The organism is Curtobacterium sp. 314Chir4.1, from assembly GCF_900215175.1.
Classification (GTDB): domain Bacteria; phylum Actinomycetota; class Actinomycetes; order Actinomycetales; family Microbacteriaceae; genus Curtobacterium; species Curtobacterium pusillum_A.
Map to the genome: position 1 here is coordinate 504,040 of NZ_OCMI01000001.1, position 17,240 is coordinate 521,279.

At 73.9% G+C, this 17,240-nt stretch carries 17 protein-coding genes; 11 read left to right on the plus strand and 6 right to left on the minus strand.

Annotated features, from left to right (window positions below; all coding sequences use genetic code 11):
• Positions 1-41: 41 nt before the first annotated feature.
• Positions 42-779 (plus strand): membrane protein insertase YidC, encoded by a 738-nt coding sequence (locus CRP27_RS02295; RefSeq protein ID WP_097179129.1) that lies wholly within the window; start codon positions 42-44, stop codon positions 777-779.
• 134 nt (positions 780-913) lie between these two features.
• Here CRP27_RS02295 and CRP27_RS02300 read toward each other — a convergent pair whose 3' ends face one another.
• Positions 914-1,117 (minus strand): hypothetical protein, encoded by a 204-nt coding sequence (locus CRP27_RS02300; protein ID WP_079236016.1) that lies wholly within the window; start codon positions 1,115-1,117, stop codon positions 914-916.
• 62 nt (positions 1,118-1,179) lie between these two features.
• Here CRP27_RS02300 and CRP27_RS02305 point away from each other — a divergent pair, with 62 nt between their 5' ends.
• Together CRP27_RS02305 and CRP27_RS02310 are read left to right on the plus strand one after the other, a co-directional pair.
• Positions 1,180-2,028 carry a hypothetical protein gene (locus CRP27_RS02305; RefSeq protein ID WP_097179130.1) on the plus strand — a complete coding sequence of 283 codons (849 nt, stop codon included), beginning with the start codon at positions 1,180-1,182 and terminating at the stop codon, positions 2,026-2,028.
• 232 nt (positions 2,029-2,260) lie between these two features.
• Positions 2,261-3,637: an MFS transporter gene (locus tag CRP27_RS02310; RefSeq protein WP_176505431.1), complete on the plus strand. Its 1,377-nt coding sequence runs from the start codon at positions 2,261-2,263 to the stop codon at positions 3,635-3,637.
• Positions 3,638-4,020: 383 nt separating this feature from the next.
• On the opposite strand, the gene CRP27_RS02315 is transcribed toward CRP27_RS02310, so the two are convergent.
• Together CRP27_RS02315 and CRP27_RS02320 are read right to left on the minus strand one after the other, a co-directional pair.
• Entirely contained in the window at positions 4,021-6,075 is a 2,055-nt protein-coding gene (locus tag CRP27_RS02315; RefSeq protein ID WP_141399657.1) for a collagen binding domain-containing protein, read from the minus strand.
• Between the two features lie 129 nt (positions 6,076-6,204).
• Positions 6,205-6,666 (minus strand): NUDIX domain-containing protein, encoded by a 462-nt coding sequence (locus tag CRP27_RS02320; RefSeq protein WP_097179133.1) that lies wholly within the window; start codon positions 6,664-6,666, stop codon positions 6,205-6,207.
• Between the two features lie 216 nt (positions 6,667-6,882).
• Here CRP27_RS02320 and CRP27_RS02325 point away from each other — a divergent pair, with 216 nt between their 5' ends.
• The gene (locus CRP27_RS02325) at positions 6,883-7,725 is read left to right on the plus strand and encodes a universal stress protein (RefSeq protein ID WP_097179134.1); all 843 of its coding nucleotides are present in this window, start codon (positions 6,883-6,885) and stop codon (positions 7,723-7,725) included.
• Positions 7,726-7,792: 67 nt separating this feature from the next.
• Here the strand turns inward: CRP27_RS02325 and CRP27_RS02330 are convergent, their stop codons facing one another.
• The 3 genes from CRP27_RS02330 to CRP27_RS02340 form a co-directional block, all read right to left on the minus strand.
• The gene (locus CRP27_RS02330) at positions 7,793-8,794 is read right to left on the minus strand and encodes an SGNH/GDSL hydrolase family protein (protein WP_097179135.1); all 1,002 of its coding nucleotides are present in this window, start codon (positions 8,792-8,794) and stop codon (positions 7,793-7,795) included.
• Positions 8,795-8,879: 85 nt separating this feature from the next.
• A complete protein-coding gene (locus CRP27_RS02335) occupies positions 8,880-9,236 on the minus strand; it encodes a PRC-barrel domain-containing protein (RefSeq protein ID WP_097179608.1) in 357 nt (118 codons plus the stop codon).
• A 50-nt stretch (positions 9,237-9,286) separates the two neighbouring features.
• A complete protein-coding gene (locus CRP27_RS02340; RefSeq protein ID WP_097179609.1) occupies positions 9,287-10,276 on the minus strand; it encodes a glycosyltransferase family 9 protein in 990 nt (329 codons plus the stop codon).
• Between the two features lie 100 nt (positions 10,277-10,376).
• Between CRP27_RS02340 and CRP27_RS02345 the strand changes: the two genes are divergently transcribed.
• The 7 genes from CRP27_RS02345 (at position 10,377) to CRP27_RS02375 (ending at position 17,207) form a co-directional block, all read left to right on the plus strand.
• Positions 10,377-10,928 carry an HAD-IIIA family hydrolase gene (locus CRP27_RS02345; RefSeq protein ID WP_097179136.1) on the plus strand — a complete coding sequence of 184 codons (552 nt, stop codon included), beginning with the start codon at positions 10,377-10,379 and terminating at the stop codon, positions 10,926-10,928.
• Positions 10,925-12,019: a glycosyltransferase family 9 protein gene (locus CRP27_RS02350; protein ID WP_097179137.1), complete on the plus strand. Its 1,095-nt coding sequence runs from the start codon at positions 10,925-10,927 to the stop codon at positions 12,017-12,019. The genes CRP27_RS02345 and CRP27_RS02350 overlap by 4 nt, the downstream gene beginning before the upstream one ends.
• A 50-nt stretch (positions 12,020-12,069) precedes the next feature.
• Complete coding sequence (locus CRP27_RS02355; protein ID WP_097179138.1) at positions 12,070-13,071, plus strand: glycosyltransferase; 1,002 nt, start codon at positions 12,070-12,072, stop codon at positions 13,069-13,071.
• Entirely contained in the window at positions 13,068-14,399 is a 1,332-nt protein-coding gene (locus tag CRP27_RS02360) for a glycosyltransferase (RefSeq protein WP_097179139.1), read from the plus strand. The genes CRP27_RS02355 and CRP27_RS02360 overlap by 4 nt, the downstream gene beginning before the upstream one ends.
• Complete coding sequence (locus CRP27_RS02365; protein ID WP_097179140.1) at positions 14,396-15,019, plus strand: SIS domain-containing protein; 624 nt, start codon at positions 14,396-14,398, stop codon at positions 15,017-15,019. The genes CRP27_RS02360 and CRP27_RS02365 overlap by 4 nt, the downstream gene beginning before the upstream one ends.
• A gap of 86 nt (positions 15,020-15,105) precedes the next feature.
• Positions 15,106-16,467 (plus strand): PfkB family carbohydrate kinase, encoded by a 1,362-nt coding sequence (locus CRP27_RS02370; protein WP_097179610.1) that lies wholly within the window; start codon positions 15,106-15,108, stop codon positions 16,465-16,467.
• A 35-nt stretch (positions 16,468-16,502) separates the two neighbouring features.
• The gene (locus CRP27_RS02375; protein WP_097179141.1) at positions 16,503-17,207 is read left to right on the plus strand and encodes an SDR family oxidoreductase; all 705 of its coding nucleotides are present in this window, start codon (positions 16,503-16,505) and stop codon (positions 17,205-17,207) included.
• Positions 17,208-17,240: the final 33 nt, after the last annotated feature.

Consider the following 17,240-nt stretch of genomic DNA (forward strand, 5'->3'; position numbering starts at 1 on the left):
GCCGCACACGCAACCCTTCCCACCGAACCGATCGGAACGTCATGGACCTCTCGACCCTGCCCCTCGTCGGGCCGCTGCTGCACGGCGGCGCCGACCTCCTCGCCGCGACCACAGCGGCACTCTCCCCCGTCGCCGGCGGACTCGCCGCGGCGATCGCCGTCGTCCTGCTCACCGTCGCGGTCCGCGCGGTGCTCCTGCCGCTCGCCGTGCTGCAGGTCCGCGCGGAACGGGACCGACGACGGCTCGCCCCGCAGATCGCCGCACTGCGGAAGCGGTACGCCGAGGACCGCGAGCGGATGCAGCGCGCCCTGCAGGAGCTCTACACGAACGAGAAGGTCTCGCCGCTCGCGGGCTGCCTTCCGGTGCTCGCCCAGGCGCCGGTGCTGTCGCTCGTCTACGCCCTGTTCACGCACGCGTCGATCGGCGGCGTCACGAACACCCTGCTGTCGGCGACGCTGGCCGGCGTCCCGCTCGGCCACTCGCTCGTCGTCGTCCTGACGTCGCCGCTCTGGGCGCACGCCTGGGTGGTCGTGCTCCTGCTCGCCGTCCTCGCTGTGGTGGTCGAGCTGACGCGCCGTGCGAACCTGCGCTGGAACCCGGCCGCCGTACCCGACGCAGCAGTGCCGGGAGCAGCGGCCACGGCGGCGATCGGGCGGTACGCGCCGTTCGTCACCGTGGTGTTCGCGGCGATCGCACCCCTCGCCGCGGCGCTCTACGTCGTGACGAGTGCGGCGTGGACGTACGGCGAGCGTGCCGTCCTGCGTCGCGTCCTCGCCTAGCCGCGGTGTCACGCCGCCGCCGCACGCCGCCGACACGATGAGACACCGCGCGAGCGTCGAGACACCGCCGGATCGGACGGTGTCTCGACGGCGCGGCGGTGTCTCGCGAACTCGGCGGTGTCTCGCGCCCTTGGCTAGCCGCCCTGGCCCTCCTGCTGCGGACCCTGGTCGACGGGGTCGTACTCGGTGCCGCGTCCCTGCTCCTCGTCCGCGGTGGGCACGTGGCGTTCGGTGCCGCTCCCGCCGGGACTCGTCGCGACGTAGTCGGCCTCGCCGGACTGCGCGTCGTGGCTCAGCGGCTCGAGGGTCTCGGGATCGGGTTCGTGCGTGTCGCTCATCGCACCCGTCTACGCCCCCGAACTGGGCGAGCACGCACCGGGTGCCGGTGGGACGATGAGGCATGGCCGACGACGACGTGGCAGCGGAGCGAGCACGGCTCGAGGCGCTCGCGTGGGGTGCCGGCGTCCCGGAGGCCGACGCTGCGCGAGCGCGCGCCGCGTTGCAGCAGCTGTCCCGCGGGCACCGGCCTGGAGGCGCGACTCCCGTCCCGTCGACCGCTCCGTCCCCGACACGGTCGGCTCCCACCGCCGCGGTCGAGCCCGGCGGGACCGTCCAGCGACCCGCGGCGGGTGCGCCGTCGTCACCGACGGCGGCAGGCGGGTCCGGAACCGACCACGTGTCGGACGTGGCGGATCGTGCCGGCGGTGATCCGCGCCTCCAGGCCGACACCGTCCCCTGGCGGACGCGGGCCGGACGGTTCCTCTGGACCACCCGACCCCGCGTGTGGATCGCGCTCGGCGCGGCCGCCGCGATCGGTGTGGCGTTCGCGGCGGGGACCGTGGTCGGGACCTCGCACGAGCAGACTCCGGCCGCACCGAGCGTCACGCCGAGTGCCGGGACGATCACCCTCGAGGACCTGCTCGACGCCCCGCAGACCTACGCCGACCAGCTTCCGGGCCCGGTCGAGGCGCCGGTGAGCCTGCGCACCACCCGGTTGATCTTCACGAACCGAGCGCTGGACGGTGGTTCGTTCGAGACACCGTGGAGCGTGTGGGCCGGCGTCGGGACGGACCGGTCGACGATCTGCCTCGTCGCGACGGCCAACCGTCTCGAGTCGACGTCGGCCTGCTACCCGCGGGACGACGCGCTGCACGGATCGGTGTCGCTGTCCGCGCAGTCGATGAGCGGGACGCTGACGCTGACCCTGCGCGGCGGTGGCGTGCAGGGCACGGTGACGAACGAGAACTGATCCGCCCGGATCGGGAATGCCTCCGTGGCCGGTGCGTTGGAGCGCTCCTAGGAGATTCTCGGCGAGGGCTCTCGCGCTGCTCCCGGGCAGCGTGCAAGACTGGATGGACGCACTCGCCGTGGAGTCGTACCCGAACACATCCACATCCACACCACCAGCGAGTGCGTATCTGCTGTCGTCGATCCGTCGACACCGACGCGTGCTCCGCCGTGCCCCGGAGGAGGTCAGCAGCGTGTCCACCAACACCACCACGAACCCGGCCGTGACGAACACGCGGCCGATCACCGTCACGAGCGGGTCGATCGTCGGCATCGCCGTGCTCGGTCTCGCCACGTTCTTCGCGATCACCACCGAGCTCATGCCCGTCGGGCTGCTCGGCACCATGAGCGCCGACCTCGGGGTCTCCGAGTCGACCATGGGCATCGTCGTCACCGTGTACGCCGCGGCCGTCGCGCTCCTCGCCCTGCCGCTGACGTCGCTCACCGCCAGGCTCCCCCGCAAGACCGTGCTCGTCGCGACGCTCGTCGGCTACACCGTGTCGAACGTGATGATCGCGCTGGCGCCCTCGTTCGCGGTCGTCTGCGCCGGGCGGGTCGTCGGCGGCATCGCCCACGCGCTCTTCTTCTCGGTGGCGTCCGCGTACGCGACCCGGATCGTCCCGCCGCGTCTCGCCGGCCGTGCGATCGCGTTCGTGTACTCCGGCAGCTCGCTCGGGTTCGTCCTCGGCGTGCCGATCGCCACCTGGGTCGCGCAGTCCATCGGCTGGCGTCCCGCCGTGGGTGCCGTCGCCGTCGCGGCCGCCGCCCTCGCCGTCGTCGCGCTCCTGTTCCTGCCGAGCGTGAGCGGCGCCGCGTCGCCGCACATCGGCTCCCCGAAGGCCTGGGCACGCACCGGCCTGCTCTCCGTCGTCGTCGCGGACCTGCTGCTCTTCGCCGGGCACTACATCGTCTACACGTACATCGGGCCGTACGCGATCGACGCCGGACTCGACGCCCACCTGGTGAGCGGCGCGCTGCTCGTGCTCGGGGGCACCGGGGTCGTCGGGCTCTGGCTCGCCGGGATGTTCGTCGACCGGGCTCCCCGACAGACCCTGATCGCAGCCGTCGCCGTGATGGCTGCAGCCTTCGCCGTCCTGCCGTTCGTGCACGGGTCGCTGCTCGGCACGATGGTCGTCGCGGGTGTCTGGATGGCGGCGAACGGCACGACCGGCACGCTGTTCATGGCGGCTGCGATCCGCACCGGGGGCGTCTCCCCCGACATCGCCGGGGCACTCGTCAACGGCGCCTCGAACATCGGCATCGCGGGGGGTGCGGCGATCGGCGGGCAGGCCCTGAGCGTCGTCGGGCTGCAGTTCATGCCGTTCGCGGGCGCGGCGGTGCTGGTCGGCTCGCTCGGTGTCGTGATCGCAGCTCGTCGTGGCTTCCCCGTACAGACGCACGTGCAGGAGCACCTGTCGACCTCGTCGATCGAGGCCATCACCTCGTCGCTGGCGGTCGTCACCACCTCGGTGCCCGTCGTCAGCCGGGCGATCCAGACCCTGACGGGGTCGGTCTCGGTCGTGCCGGGCGCCGTGGCGACCGGGTCCGTTCCCACGCGTCGGCGCCGCTGAGTCCTGGCCGGGGCCGGCGGTCCGGGCCAGCCGGCCGATCGCGCCCGGTCGAGGTCGCACGACATGCCGTGTGCGTGCCACCGAGGTCGCACGAAGTGCCGCTCGGAGAGACCCCGGGCGACAGCACGTGCGACCTCGACGCCCGGGTGGCGCCGGTCCCGGAGGGTCGCGGGCGGGCGGGCGAGTTGACTGGCGAGCTGGCCGAGGTCGCGTGACATGCCGCGCGCGTGCCACCGGGGTCGCACAAAGTGCCGCTCGGAGAGACCCCGGGCGACAGGACGTGCGACCTCGGCACCGCCCGCCGGTCCACCGTTCGTCCGCCGGGCGCACACGACGAAGGGGCGGGATCGGGAGCGCCGATCCCGCCCCTTCGTATGCCCGGGTCAGTCCTGCAGGTGCGAGGTCCGGCGACGGTTCCGCACGGCGCGGAACGTCAGCAGCCCGGCGCCGAGCAGCACGAGCACGCCCGCCGCGATGAGGCCCGGCGTCAGGTCCGCACCGGTGTACGCCAGTGCGCCGCCCGTGTTCGAGCCGCCGTTCGACGACACCGGCGTGGTGCCCGGCCCGGCGGCGGGCGCCGAAGCGGAGGGCGTCGGAGTCGGCGTCGGCGTAACGGTCGCTGCATCGATCACGAGGTCGGGCACTGTTGTCACGTCGGCCTCGTCCGTGCCGGAGGTGAAGTCGACTGACACGTCACTGCCGGCCACGGAGACCGTGTACTCCGTCGAAGGGTTGAGACCATCGAGCGTGTAACTGCCGTCGTCACCCGTGGTTGCCGTAACCGGTCCCCCAGCATCTGAGTCACTCGGGGTGGCCGTCACCGCGGTGTCCGCGATCGGCTGGCCGTCGGTGTCGATGACGCGACCGGTGGCGATCGTCGTGACCGCCGTCGGCGGTTCGGGCGTGATGAAGGCGAAGTCCCGCGTCTGGGGCGCACCGCCGCCCACGATCGCCACCGGCTGGCTCGTTGTCGAGCCCTCGGCGTCCGCTGAGGGCAGGGCGGAGCGGATCGTGTAAGTGCCGTCGATGGTCGTGAACGAGTACCGCCCGTCCGCGTCCGTCTCAACGGTTGCGACGACGTTCCCGGATCCGTCGAGCAGGTCGACAGCCACGGCGGGAGCGGGAGCACCGTCGAGCGTTACGACTCCGCTGACGGTCGCTGCCGCGTTCGGGGCCTCGATGGTGGGAGGCGTGGCAGCCGTACCCGGATCTCCGGTCCTCACGGGCACAGGGGTCCCGCTGTCGACCGACACCTCGACGGTGGTGTTCGGTGAGAGGCCGGATCCGGTGTAGACGCCGGCATCGTTGGTGGTCGTCTCGATCGGGGTTCCCGGTGCCGACGGATCGGTGATCGTGACGGGGACGTTCGCGATGGGTTGCTGACCATTCGTCACGACACCGATGATCGACGAAGTGCCCGACGGCGAGGTGAAGCGGAAGTCCGCGGTGCCATCCACGCCGCCGCCATCCGGGTCGACGAGGTCGACCGTCTGCGTGGCGGGGGACGCCGGGTCGGTCTCGGCTCCCGGCGGTGGAGTGACGGACACGGTGTAACCCGCCTGCGGCGTGAGAGCCGGGAAGGTGTACTCACCACTGGTACTGGTCGTCGTCGTGAAGACCTGTCCGCCTGGCGCCGTGACCGTCACCACAGTCCCGGGGATCGGCGTGCCGTCGAGCGTGGCGGTGCCGGTGATCGCCGCCGTCCGGTTCGCGAACCAGGTCTGGTACACGGGGAACCCGCTGCGCTGCTGGTACGTGATCGTCAGGGACGTGAGCGGCACGGTCGGGGTGAACCAGGCGGTGGCGCCGGAGGTGTCGTTCGCGGCGGCGTTCCCGATCAGCGTGCGCGACGCTTCGTTCCACGTCGGGCGGTCTTGGCCGGCCGGGACGCCGCCCGGGTCGGCCGGGCAGGACCACCCGCCTGCGGAGACCGCGGAGCACGAGTTGTACGAGCTCTGGTAGCCGAGCTGCGCGGCCGTCGCCGGAGCGCCGCCCTGCACCGTGGCCGAGATCGTCGCCTGGTCGGCGTCGATGTCGCCGAGCACGAACGACCAGCTTCCGTTGCCGGGCGTCGGTCCGTCGAAGGTGTACGTCGTGGTCGACGCGGCAGCCGCGGTCGGCGAGTCCGCGTTCGGGCGCTGGTTGATGTACGTGTTGCCGCGGCTCGATCCGTAGGCGGCGCCCGGACCCGTCGAGGGCCCCTGCCACGTCGACGCCCCGCTGATCACCGTGGACTGCCGGGAGTTCGAGGTGAAGGTCGTGCCCGGGAACCCGGGCAACGTCATCGTGCCCGTGTAGTCCTTGCTCGACCCGCTCAGTGTGAACGTGCCCCAGTGCCCGGCCGGCGCGGCGGAGGCGCTCGTCGCGCCGCCGATCGCCAGTCCTGCTCCGAGAACGATCCCGGTCAACCCTGCCGTGAGCGCGCGCCAACGCTGCATGTGCAACTCCCCTGCTTCGCGCACCGCGCTGCCACGGCGCTCGTTCAGGCTAGCCAGAGACCGCGAACTCCGTCCAGACCGAGACCCGTTCGTGACCCCCGTCACACGCGCCACGAGAACGGTCGTGCATCACGGCTGCACCACCGCGATCAGCCGATCGAGCGCGCCGACCTGCCCCGCGACGACCATGTCCCGAGCGGCCTCGATCGGCACCCACCGGGCCTCGTCCACCTCCGGTACCTCGACGAACCGGCCGGAACCGCGCGGGAGTTCGAGCCGCGCGGTGTTCGAGTGGACCTCGGCGACCTCGAACGTCGGGGCCTCCACGGCGAACACCCGCACGCGCTTCCCCGACGCCTGCCGGTGCTCCCCGAGGTCGATCGTCGGACCAGCAGGGGCTGGCACGCCCATCTCCTCCGCGAACTCGCGGCGCGCGGTCTCGAGCACGTCCTCGTCCCCCTCGGCGAGGCCTTTCGGGATCGACCACGCCCGGGGCCGACGACGCCAGAACGGCCCACCCATGTGCGCGATCCACACCTGGAGCGCGGAGTCGTCGACCCGGTAGAGCAGGAGTCCCGCGCTCAGCACCATGTCGGCGAGCGTAGCGCGCGCGGCGTCCCTTCCCAGAGCACGTGCGATGGAACGCGGATCCGGGCGTACCTGGTCGGAAGGAACGACCAGGTACGCCCGTATGCACTCGGTACCTGAGGAACGGGGCGTACCGGGCCGCACGGCGGGAGTAGTTTGCACCGCAAGGAGCGCCATGGCGACGCCCCCGGAGGACCCCGGACGAGGAGGTCGATCGGGATGGACGAACGGTGGACGACGGTCACGCTGGCCGCGGACGCAGCGAAGCCGCACGAGGAGGCCGTGCACTGGATCACCGCGCGGGCGGGGACCGGCATCGAACGCATCCGGGTGATCGGGGTCGACCCGGCGCTCGAGGCCCGCGTCGGACCGTCGGGCAGACGCGTGGCCGAAGCCGTCGCGGATGCCGCACGCGCGGGCCTGCCGGACGTGCAGGTCGAGATCCGACGCCACGCCGGACCCTTCGCCGCCGCGCTCGTGGAGGAGTCCGACGACGGCGACCTGCTCGTCATCGGCACGTTCCGGAGCCGACGCGGCTCGACCGCCGGTGGCGACCCCGCACGGGTCGCCGAGCGCGCCGCGGTGCCGACGGTCGTCGTGCCCGACGGCCCGCACCCGATCGACGGCGACGTCGTCCTCGCCGTCGAGGAGCCCCTCGACGAGCGTGCCGTCGCGATCGCCGTGGACGAGGCCCGCCGCCGGCACCGTCGCGTGACCTTGTTGCGGGCGTGGGAGATGCCGGTGCTCACCCGCACGGGGCTGACCGACTTCGCCGAGGACCCGATGCGGTGGCGCACCCGGAACGCCGAGCTCCTGCAGCGCGTGACGGCAGCGCTCACCCGACGGTACCCGGAGGTCCGGTTCCACCCGCTGCTCGTCGAGGGGCACCCGGGGCACGCCATCGCCGCGCACACCCGGCGGGCCTGTCTCGTCGTGCTCGGGCTGGGGCACGTGAAGGCGCTGTCCGGGTCGGTGCTCCACGACGTCCTGCGGGAGACGGTCTCGCCGGTGTGCGTCGTGCCCCCTGCTGCGCACACCGAAGCGGTCGGCGTCAGCGCCTGACGAGCGTCGGCGCGTGACGGGCGTCACCCGGTTCGGCGGCACCGGCCCGCCGTGTCGGAGGCGCTGGTCAGCCCGCGAGGTCGCGCGTCGCCGCCGCGACGCGCTTCGTCAGGTACGCGACACCGCGCATGTTCGGGTGCAGGGCGTCCGGCTGCAGGTCGATCCTTCGCAGGTTCGCCGTGCCGTCGAGCGACACCCCGGACACGTACGGCTTCTTCGTCGCGCAGGCGGAGTGCGCCTGCGTGCTCGAGAAGACGTCGACGAACCGGACGCCGGCGGCGCGCGCCGCCGTCCTCGACACCTCGTTGAGCTCCTGCTGGACACCGTGGAGGTACCGGACGTCGGTGTTCGTGAACGGGTACGAGTTCGTCGGGAAGGACCCGGTCAGGGTGCCGAGGTCGAGCGCCGACCGGAAGCAGCCGCCCTTCGGGGTGTGGTCGGCGTCCGGGAAGATCGCCGGGTAGCCGAGGAACACGATCCGGGCGTTCGGTGCAGCGGCCTTCACGGCGGCGAGCGTGTCCGCGATGCCCAGAGCGACGCGGGACTGGATCTTCGCACCGAGCTGGTCGACCCCGTCGGACACGAGGGTGCTCCGGCACGACGGGGCGTCGCGACCAGAGAACACCGGGCCCTTCGCCGAGATCGCCAGGCACGACGCCGCGGTGCCGAACAGGTCGGCGTCGTTGCCGCCGATCGTCAGCGTGACGAGGCGGGTGCGATCGGACAACGACCGGATCTGCGGCGGGACGCCCTTGAACTGGAACCCGCTGGTGACGTCCGCGCTCGTCGCCCCACCGCACGTGACGTCCTTCAGGGCGAGTCCGAAGCGTGCTGCGATGCGGTGCGGGTAGTCCTGGGCCGACTGGCCGCACGCACTCGTCGGCAGCCGCGTCGGGTCCGACAGCCCGTAACCGGCCGAGTACGAGTCGCCGAGCGCGACGTACTCGCTGCCGGCGGGGATGCCGGCGAGGGTCTCTTGCGGCACCGCCGTCGTCGGCCAGGGCTCGGGGACCGGCCACATCGGTGCCGCCACCGCCGCGCCGCTGCCCGCGAGCGACCCCGCGAGCACGACGAACGTCGCCGCTGCAGCGAGCAGCGTCGAGCGGGCGGAGCGGAGCAGGTTCGGCCTCCAGGGTCGGGTTGGACCAACCAGCCTAGCGGCGTCCGAGTCGCCGTTCTCCCCCGCTGCCGGTGCGGTACTCGAGCCCGTAGTGCTGGTACAGCTCCGGTTCGAGCGAGGCGTCGAGCTCGCCGTCGGTCGGGATCGTGGGTGCGTCCTTCACCAGCTTCTTCGGGAACGCGACCCGGAGGTGCTTCGGTGCCACGAGCGCCCCGGCGAGCGGTACGAACAGGAGCTTCTGGAACCCGACCATGCCGGTGGTGACCGAGCCGAACGCGGGCTCCGACGTCGCGGTGTCGTAGTAGATGCTCTCGAGCGTGCCGACCTTGTCGTCCGCCTCGTCGACGACCGGCAGGCCGATCCAGTCCCGGATGTTCGCGGCTTCGAACACGTGCGCCTCCTCGTGAGCGCCCGGTGCGTCCGGGCCGCTCGCCACCGACGCTACCGGGGCGTCGGGGCGTCGGTCACGGTCACGCCCAGGGCGTCGACCGCCTCGAGCACGTCGCCCGGTCCGACCGCGAGCAGTGCGGGGTCGGGGTCCTCGGCGAACACGTCACCGCGACGGACGGATGCGTCGGTCAGCACCACGTGGGGGCCGGCGGCCGGCGGACCCCACGCTTCGGGCGGCGCCGGACCGAACACCACGACCGAGGGGATCCCGTACGCCGAGGCGAGGTGGGCGGCACCGGTGTCGACGGTGACGACGAGCCGCGCAGCGGCGATGACGCCCGCGAACTCCTGCAGACCCAGGACGCCGGCCAGGATCGCCCCCGGCGCCAACCCGGCCGCCCCCGCGACGGCGGCCGCGCGCTCGACGTCGTCCGCGCCTCCCGTCAGGACCACGTCGAACCCGCGATCCCGCAGCCCCCGCACCACGGCGGCGAAGCGGTCCGTCGGCCAGTGCCGCGCACCGTGGAAGGCGCCCACGTGCACGACCGCGACGTCCGCGACCACGGGCGGCGCGACCGGGCGGGCGATGCCGACGTCGTCCGGGTCGGCCGCGAGACCGTGCCAGGCGAGCAGGCGCGTCCAGCGCTCCCGCTCGTGCACGGCGTCCGGCCACGCCGGACCCTCGAAGCCGTTGGTGGGGTCGGCGTGCCCGATCACCCGCCGTGCGCCGAGCGCCGCGACGAGGTCGGACGACTCCGGCCCGGCGCCGTGCAGGTTCACCGCGACGTCGACCGCTCCGGCCGGGGCGCTGATCGGGTGGTCGAGCCCGTGCTGGGCCAGATGGACGTCGACCTCCGGCACGAGCTCGACGACCGGGGCGAGCCAGGCGGTCGTCGCGAGCGTGATCCGGTGCTCCGGGAAGGCACGCCGCAGCGCGCGCAGGGCCGGGACGGCGACGAGCAGGTCGCCGAGCTTGATGGCGCGGAGCACGAGCAGCTCGGGGCGCCCGTCGGACGGTGGCAGGGTGTCGACGGCGGTCACGGCGCAGACGGTAGCCGCGAACGGCCGCGGGAACACCCGGGAACGCGTTCCGTGGCTGATCCTGAGGCCTCCCCCGGCGACCCGCAGGTAGTCGAGGTGCATGGCTCTCGCACCGGACCGTGTGGTTCGCGGTCTCCTCTTCGATCGGGACGACACACTCGTCGTCGACGTCCCCTACAACGCCGATCCGCACCTGGTCGTGCCCGTACCCGGTGCACACCGGGCAGTGGAGCGCGCCCGTGCGGCCGGACTGCTGCTCGGGGTGGTGACGAACCAGTCCGTGATCGCGAAGGGCATGGCGACCCGCGAGCAGGTCGACGCGACGAACGCCCGCGTCGACGACCTCGTCGGACCGTTCGACGCGTGGTGCGTGTGCCCGCACGACGCCGACGACGGGTGCGCGTGCCGGAAGCCCCGGCCGGGGATGGTGCTCGACGCAGCGGACCGACTCGGGCTGTCCCCCGCGGAGCTCGTCGTGATCGGTGACATCGGGGCCGACGTCGGTGCCGCACTGGCAGCGGGCGCGCAGGCCGTGCTCGTGCCGACGCCTCGGACCCGTCGTGCGGAGGTCGACGCCGCTCCGACCGTCGCGGCGTCCCTCGACGAGGCCGTCGAGCTGGCCCTCGCGCGCGCCGAGGCGGTGCGGTCGTGAGCGGGCGGGCACCCGGTGCCCGACCGCGCGTGCTGGCCGTTCGGCTCGACTCGTTCGGCGACGTGCTGGTGACCGGCCCGGCGGTGCGGGCGATCGCGGCCGGGGCCTCGCACGTCACGCTGCTCTGCGGCCCGCAGGGCGCGCCGGCTGCCGATCTCCTGCCCGGCGTCGACCGCGTCCGGGTGTGGGCCGCACCGTGGGTCACCGAGACCGCACGGCCGATCGACGACGCCCTGGTCGCCGAGTTCCGCGCGATCGTCGCCGAGGAGGCCCCGGACGAGGCCGTCGTCTTCACCTCGTTCCACCAGTCGCCCCTGCCCGTCGCGCTCCTGCTCCGGTTGGCCGGCGTCGAGCGCGTGTCCGGCGCGAGCGTCGACCACCCGGGGTCGCTGCTCGACGTGCGGTTGCGCCCGGGCGAGGACCTCCCCGAGGACGTGCCGGAACGGGAGCGCGCGCTGCGCATCGCCGAGGCGGCCGGCTTCCGTCCGCCGCCGGATGACGACGGGAGGCTCGGGGTGCGCCTCGACGTCGGCGCGCCGCCGCCCGTGGCCGGGCTGGACCGGTACGTCGTCGTCCACCCGGGAGCGAGCGTGCCGGCCCGGGAGTGGCCCGAGTCGCAGCACCGTGCGCTGGTCGCGGCCTACGCCGCCCGCGGCGTCCCCGTCGTGGTCACGGGTTCCGCCGGTGAGCGTGCACGCACCGCGGCGGTCGCCGGGGACACCGCGATCGACCTCGGCGGGCGGACATCGCCCGCGGAGCTCGCCGCGGTCCTCGCCGGTGCCGAGGTCGTCGTGGTCGGCAACACCGGGCCCGCGCACCTCGCCGCGGCGGTGGGCGCGCCCATCGTCAGCCTGTTCTCCCCCGTCGTCCCAGCGGTGAAGTGGGCACCGGACGGACCGTTGGTCGAACTGCTCGGCGACCAGGGCGCCCCGTGCCGCCTGAGCCGCGCCCGCGAGTGCCCCGTCCCGGGTCACCCGTGCCTGTCCACGGTGCGCATCGAGGACGTCCTGGAAGCGCACGAACGGCTGCTGGACCGCGCTTCGCGGATGGTCAGGAGAAGCCTGCGGAGCACTCCAGAGAGCGCTGGGTAGCGTCCGCCACTGCTCCTGCTTCTCCTCCCCTCGAACTCGAAAGGCCCTGCATGCGGATCCTCGTGTGGCACGTGCACGGTGGCTGGATGGACGCGTTCGTCCGCGGCCCGCACGAGTACCTCATCCCGACCACGCCGGCGCGCGACGCGTGGGGCCTCGGCCGGGGCGGACGCTCCTGGCCGGACTCCGCGATCGAGGTCGACCCGGCCGACGTCGCCGACGCCGAGGTCGACGTCGTGGTCCTGCAGCGCCCGGAGGAGGTCGAGGCCGCACGGCGACTGCTCGGCGGCCGACCGGTGCCGATGGTGTACGTCGAGCACAACGCACCCCGCGTCGACGTGCCGAACAGCGTGCACCCGCTCCGGGACCGGGACGACCTGACGATCGCGCACGTGACGCACTGGAACGCGGTGATGTGGGACTGCGGCACGACGAGGACCACCGTCGTCGAGCACGGCGTCGTCGACCCCGGTCCGCGCTACCGCGGCACGCTGGAGCGCCTCGGCGTGGTCGTCAACGAGCCGGTCCGCCGCAACCGCGTCGTCGGCACCGACCTGCTCCCGCGCTTCGCGACCGTCGCGCCCGTCGACGTCTGGGGCATGGGGACCGAGCGCCTGCCGGAACTCGGGTTCGGCAACCGCGTCGTCGCCCTCGGGGACGTCCCGGCGGACCTGATGCACAGCGCCCTCGCGGAGCGGCGGGCGTACGTGCACCCGAACCGCTGGACGTCACTCGGACTCTCGCTCATCGAGGCGATGCACATGGCGATGCCGGTCCTCGTGCTCGCCACGACGGACGCGGCGCGGACGGTCCCGGACGAGGCCGGCGCGATCGCGACCGACGTCGAGGAGCTGGTCCGCGCCTCCAGGACGCTGCTCGACGACCCGGAGGAGGCTCGACGACGCGGCGCCGTCGCCCGCGAGGCCGTGCTGGCGCGGCACGCGCTCGGACGGTTCACGGCCGACTGGGACGACCTCCTCGACGACGCCGTGTCCCGCGGCGTCCGACGGAACCGTGCGGCTGCGGCCGCCATGGAAGGGAGTGCGCGATGAGGATCGCGATGGTCTCCGAACACGCGAGCCCGCTCGCGGTGCTCGGTGGTGTGGACGCCGGCGGGCAGAACGTGCACGTGGCGGAGCTCTCCGGCGCCTTGGCCGACCGGGGCCACCAGGTCACCGTCTACACCCGGCGGGACGACCCCGGCACGCCCGTGCGGGTGCCCCTCCGGCCAGGCGTCGAGGTCGTGCACGTCGACGCGGGTCCGGCACGGACGGTGCCGAAGGACGAGCTGTTCCCCGCCATGGGCGCCTTCGCGTCGGTGCTCGCCGCGGAGTGGTTCGTCGAGCGCCCCGACATCGTGCACGCGCACTTCTGGATGTCCGGTCACGCCGCGCTCGAGGCGGTCGCCCAGGTGCAGGCCCGGACCGGCGGCGTCCGCATCCCCGTCGTGCAGACCTTCCACGCCCTGGGCGTCGTGAAGCGCCGGCACCAGGGAGCCGCCGACACCAGCCCCGCCGAGCGCGAGTGGGTCGAGCCCGGCGTGGGCCGGAGCGTCGACCAGGTGGTGGCGACGTGCTCGGACGAAGCGTTCGAGCTCAAGGCCCTCGGCGTGCCGCTGCACCGCATCTCGGTCGTCCCGTGCGGCGTCGACGTGTCCCTGTTCCAGCCCGCCGGTGACGGGCGGCCCGTCGAGGAGCGCGGCCGTGCCGCGCGCATCCTGACCGCCTCCCGCCTCGTCCGCCGGAAGGGCGTGGGGACGACGATCGCCGCCCTCGCCGCGCTGGTGGCCGAGGGCCGCGACGTCGAGCTCGTCGTCGTCGGTGGCGCAGGGGTCGCCGGGGCCGACCTCGCCGACGACCCGGAGTACCAACGGCTGGACGCCCTCGCTCGGTCGCTCGGGGTCCGCGACCACGTGACCTTCCGGGGGCAGCTCGGCCAGCACGACATGCCCGCGGTGTACCGGAGCGCCGACGTCGTCGTGTGCGCACCCTGGTACGAACCGTTCGGCATCGTGCCGCTCGAGGCCATGGCGTGCGGACGCCCCGTCGTCGCGTCGAGGGTCGGCGGCCTCATCGACACGGTCGTCGAGGACGCCACCGGTCTGCACGTGCCGCCGCGTGACGAGACCGCGGTCGCCGCCGCCGTCGCTGGCCTGCTCGACGATCCCGAACGGCGCGAGGAGTACGGACGCGCCGGTCGGGAGCGCGCCGAGACCCGGTACACCTGGGAGAAGGTCGCCGCCGACAGTGAGCGCGTCTACGACCGCCTCGTCGCCGGGAGCGCCGCGGCCGGTGCACCGTCCGCGACACCCCGCCCCACCAGCACCCGCGCCGGACGGACCGTCCGTCCCGCGCACTCGACGGAGAGGACCGCCCGATGACCATCGACCAGCGAACCGGGACGGTGGACGGACCGACCACCGCGAGTGCGCGGATCGTGCTCGACCACGTCGCGGCCTCCGTGCCGGTGGTCGCGTCCCTCGTCGACCACAAGGACCACATCGGCGACTGGGCCGACGACATCGCCGCACGGCTCGTCGCCGGCCGGCGGCTCCTGGCCGCCGGCAACGGCGGATCGGCGGCAGAGGCCCAGCACCTCACCTCCGAGCTGACCGGTCGGTTCGACGGGGACCGCCCGGCGTACTCGGCGATCTCGCTGCACGCCGAGTCCTCCGCGGTCACGGCGATCGGGAACGACTACGGCTACGACGAGGTGTTCGCGCGCCAGGTGTCGGCCCACGCCCGCGCCGGTGACGTCGTCGTCCTGCTCAGCACGAGCGGCAAGAGCCCGAACCTGCTCCGCGCCGCCCAGGCCGCTCGGGCCGTCGGCGCTCGCACGCTCGCGATGACCGGGCCGCGACCGAACCCCCTCGCCGAGGCGGTCGACGACGCGATCTGCATCGACGGGCCGTCCGCGAACGTGCAGGAGGCGCAGCTCGTCCTCGTGCACGCCCTGTGCCGAGCGATGGAGCCGGCGCTCCGTCGCGGGGGCCGTCGGTGACCCGCGGGTCCGACGGCGCCGGTGCTCGCGCCGGCGGGGCCACGTCCGGTGCTCGCGCTGCGGGTGGCGCTGCCGGTCGGTTCCGGATCGCCGTCGTCGGGGACACCCTGCTCGACGTCGACGTCTCCGGTACCAGCGAACGCCTCAGCCCGGACGCCCCGGTCCCCGTCGTCGACGTCCGCACCGACGATCGTCGTGCCGGCGGCGCCGGACTGGTCGCGACCATGCTCGGTCGTGACGGCCACGAGGTCACCCTCGTCACCGTGCTCTCGGACGACGCCCGCGCCACCGAGATCCGCGACCTCCTCCCGGAGGTCACGGTCGTCGCCGGCCCGTCCGGTGTGCCGACCCCGGTGAAGACGCGCGTCCGCGTCGCCGACCACGCCCTCGTCCGGATCGACGAGGGGTGTGCCACCCCGCCCGTCCCCGAGGTCACCGACGCCATGACCGCCGCACTCGACGACGTCGACGCGATCGTCGTCGCCGACTACGGTCGCGGCGTCGCGGCGGCGCCCGCGCTGCGCGACGCCCTGGCCCGCGGCGCCACCCGGATCCCGGTCGTCTGGGACCCGCACCCGAAGGGCGCCGCACCCGTGCCGGGCACCACGGTCGCGACACCGAACGCCGCCGAGGCGCGTCGCTTCAGCGAGGCCTCCGGCGAGGGCGTCCCCTTCGCCACCGAGGCCGCCGCATCCCTCGTCGAGGCCTGGCAGGTCGGCGCGGTCGCCGTCACGCTCGGCGACCGAGGCGCCCTCGTCGCGAGCGCCCGGGAGGGCAACCGGTTCGTCCCCGCCCCCTCGGTGACGGCCGGTGACCCCTGCGGAGCCGGAGACCGGCTCGCCGCCGGTGTCGCCGTCGCCCTCGCCGGCGGCGCCGACGTCGCCGGGGCGGTGAGCGCCGGCGTCACCGCGGCGTCCGAGTACCTCGCCGCCGGTGGCGTCACCGCACTGTTCGCCGACGACGGCCCCGCACCCGTCCGGGTGCCCGGGGCCGACCGGGACGCGATGCGAGTCGTCCACGACGTCCGGAGCGCCGGCGGCACCGTCGTCGCCACCGGCGGCTGCTTCGACCTGCTGCACGCCGGGCACGCCCGCACGCTGTCGGCGGCCCGCGCCCTCGGCGACTGCCTGGTCGTCTGCCTCAACTCGGACGACTCGGTCCGAGCGCTGAAGGGCCCCGACCGGCCGATCATGGGCCAGGACGACCGCGTCGAGCTCCTGCTCGCGCTCGACTGCGTCGACGCCGTCGTCGTGTTCGACGAGCACACGCCCGACGAGGCCCTGCGCCGCTTCCGCCCCGACGTCTGGGCGAAGGGCGGCGACTACACCGCGGCCGAACTGCCGGAGACGGCGACCCTCGCCGAGTGGGGCGGCCGTGTCGTGACGGTGCCGTTCCACCCGGGCCGGTCCACCACGCGCCTGGCCGCAGCGCTCGAGCACGTCGGCTGACGCCGCACCCACAACTCCCCTACGGAAGGAAGTCCATGCCCGTCCCCACCACCCCCATCGGCCGCGTCCTCGTCACCGGTGGCGCCTCCGGCCTCGGTGCCGCGGTCGTCGGCGCCGTCACCGAGGCCGGCGGGACGCCGATCGTCCTCGACCTGACGGTCGACGCCGTCGCGGACGGCCTCGACGCCGTCGCGGTCGACGTCACCGACACGGCGGCGACCGAGCAGGCGGTCCGCGACGCGGCCGAACGCCACGGCGGCCTCGACGCCGTCGTGACCGCGGCGGGGATCGACAAGCCGGCGCCGATCGGCGGGATCTCGTCGGGCGACTGGGAGCGCATCGTCGCCGTGAACCTGCTCGGCACCGCCGCGGTGGTCCGCGCCGCCCTCCCCGCGCTCGAGGCCACGCACGGCCGGGTCGTCACGATCTCGTCGTCGCTCGCGCTCCGTGGCGTCGGCGACGGCACCGCGTACTCCGCGTCGAAGTTCGGCGTCCGCGGGTTCTCGCAGGCACTCGCCGCCGAGACCGGTGGCCGCGTCGGTGTCACCAACGTGATCCCCGCCGGCATGCGCACGAACTTCTTCGCCGACCGCACCGAGCAGTACAAGCCCGGGCCGGACGCGCAGCTCATCGAGCCGGAGTACGTCGCGAACGCGATCCTGTTCGCGCTGGCGCAGCCGGCCGGCTGCGAGATCCGCGAGCTGTCGATCATGCCGGCGACGGAGCCGAGCTGGCCGTGAGCCGCGCGCGCTGAGCGCGGGGCGCGGCTGCGG

Bases quoted from the DNA above. Each gene is read 5' to 3' on its own strand.
- CRP27_RS02360 (WP_097179139.1), top strand. From the start codon at position 13,068: ATGAGGATCGCGATGGTCTCCGAACACGCGAGCCCGCTCGCGGTGCTC.
- CRP27_RS02355 (WP_097179138.1), top strand. From the start codon at position 12,070: ATGCGGATCCTCGTGTGGCACGTGCACGGTGGCTGGATGGACGCGTTC.
- CRP27_RS02315 (WP_141399657.1), bottom strand. From the start codon at position 6,075: ATGCAGCGTTGGCGCGCGCTCACGGCAGGGTTGACCGGGATCGTTCTC.
- CRP27_RS02365 (WP_097179140.1), top strand. From the start codon at position 14,396: ATGACCATCGACCAGCGAACCGGGACGGTGGACGGACCGACCACCGCG.
- CRP27_RS02375 (WP_097179141.1), top strand. From the start codon at position 16,503: ATGCCCGTCCCCACCACCCCCATCGGCCGCGTCCTCGTCACCGGTGGC.
- CRP27_RS02345 (WP_097179136.1), top strand. From the start codon at position 10,377: ATGGCTCTCGCACCGGACCGTGTGGTTCGCGGTCTCCTCTTCGATCGG.
- CRP27_RS02325 (WP_097179134.1), top strand. From the start codon at position 6,883: ATGGACGAACGGTGGACGACGGTCACGCTGGCCGCGGACGCAGCGAAG.
- CRP27_RS02295 (WP_097179129.1), top strand. From the start codon at position 42: ATGGACCTCTCGACCCTGCCCCTCGTCGGGCCGCTGCTGCACGGCGGC.
- CRP27_RS02305 (WP_097179130.1), top strand. From the start codon at position 1,180: ATGGCCGACGACGACGTGGCAGCGGAGCGAGCACGGCTCGAGGCGCTC.
- CRP27_RS02320 (WP_097179133.1), bottom strand. From the start codon at position 6,666: ATGGTGCTGAGCGCGGGACTCCTGCTCTACCGGGTCGACGACTCCGCG.
- CRP27_RS02300 (WP_079236016.1), bottom strand. From the start codon at position 1,117: ATGAGCGACACGCACGAACCCGATCCCGAGACCCTCGAGCCGCTGAGC.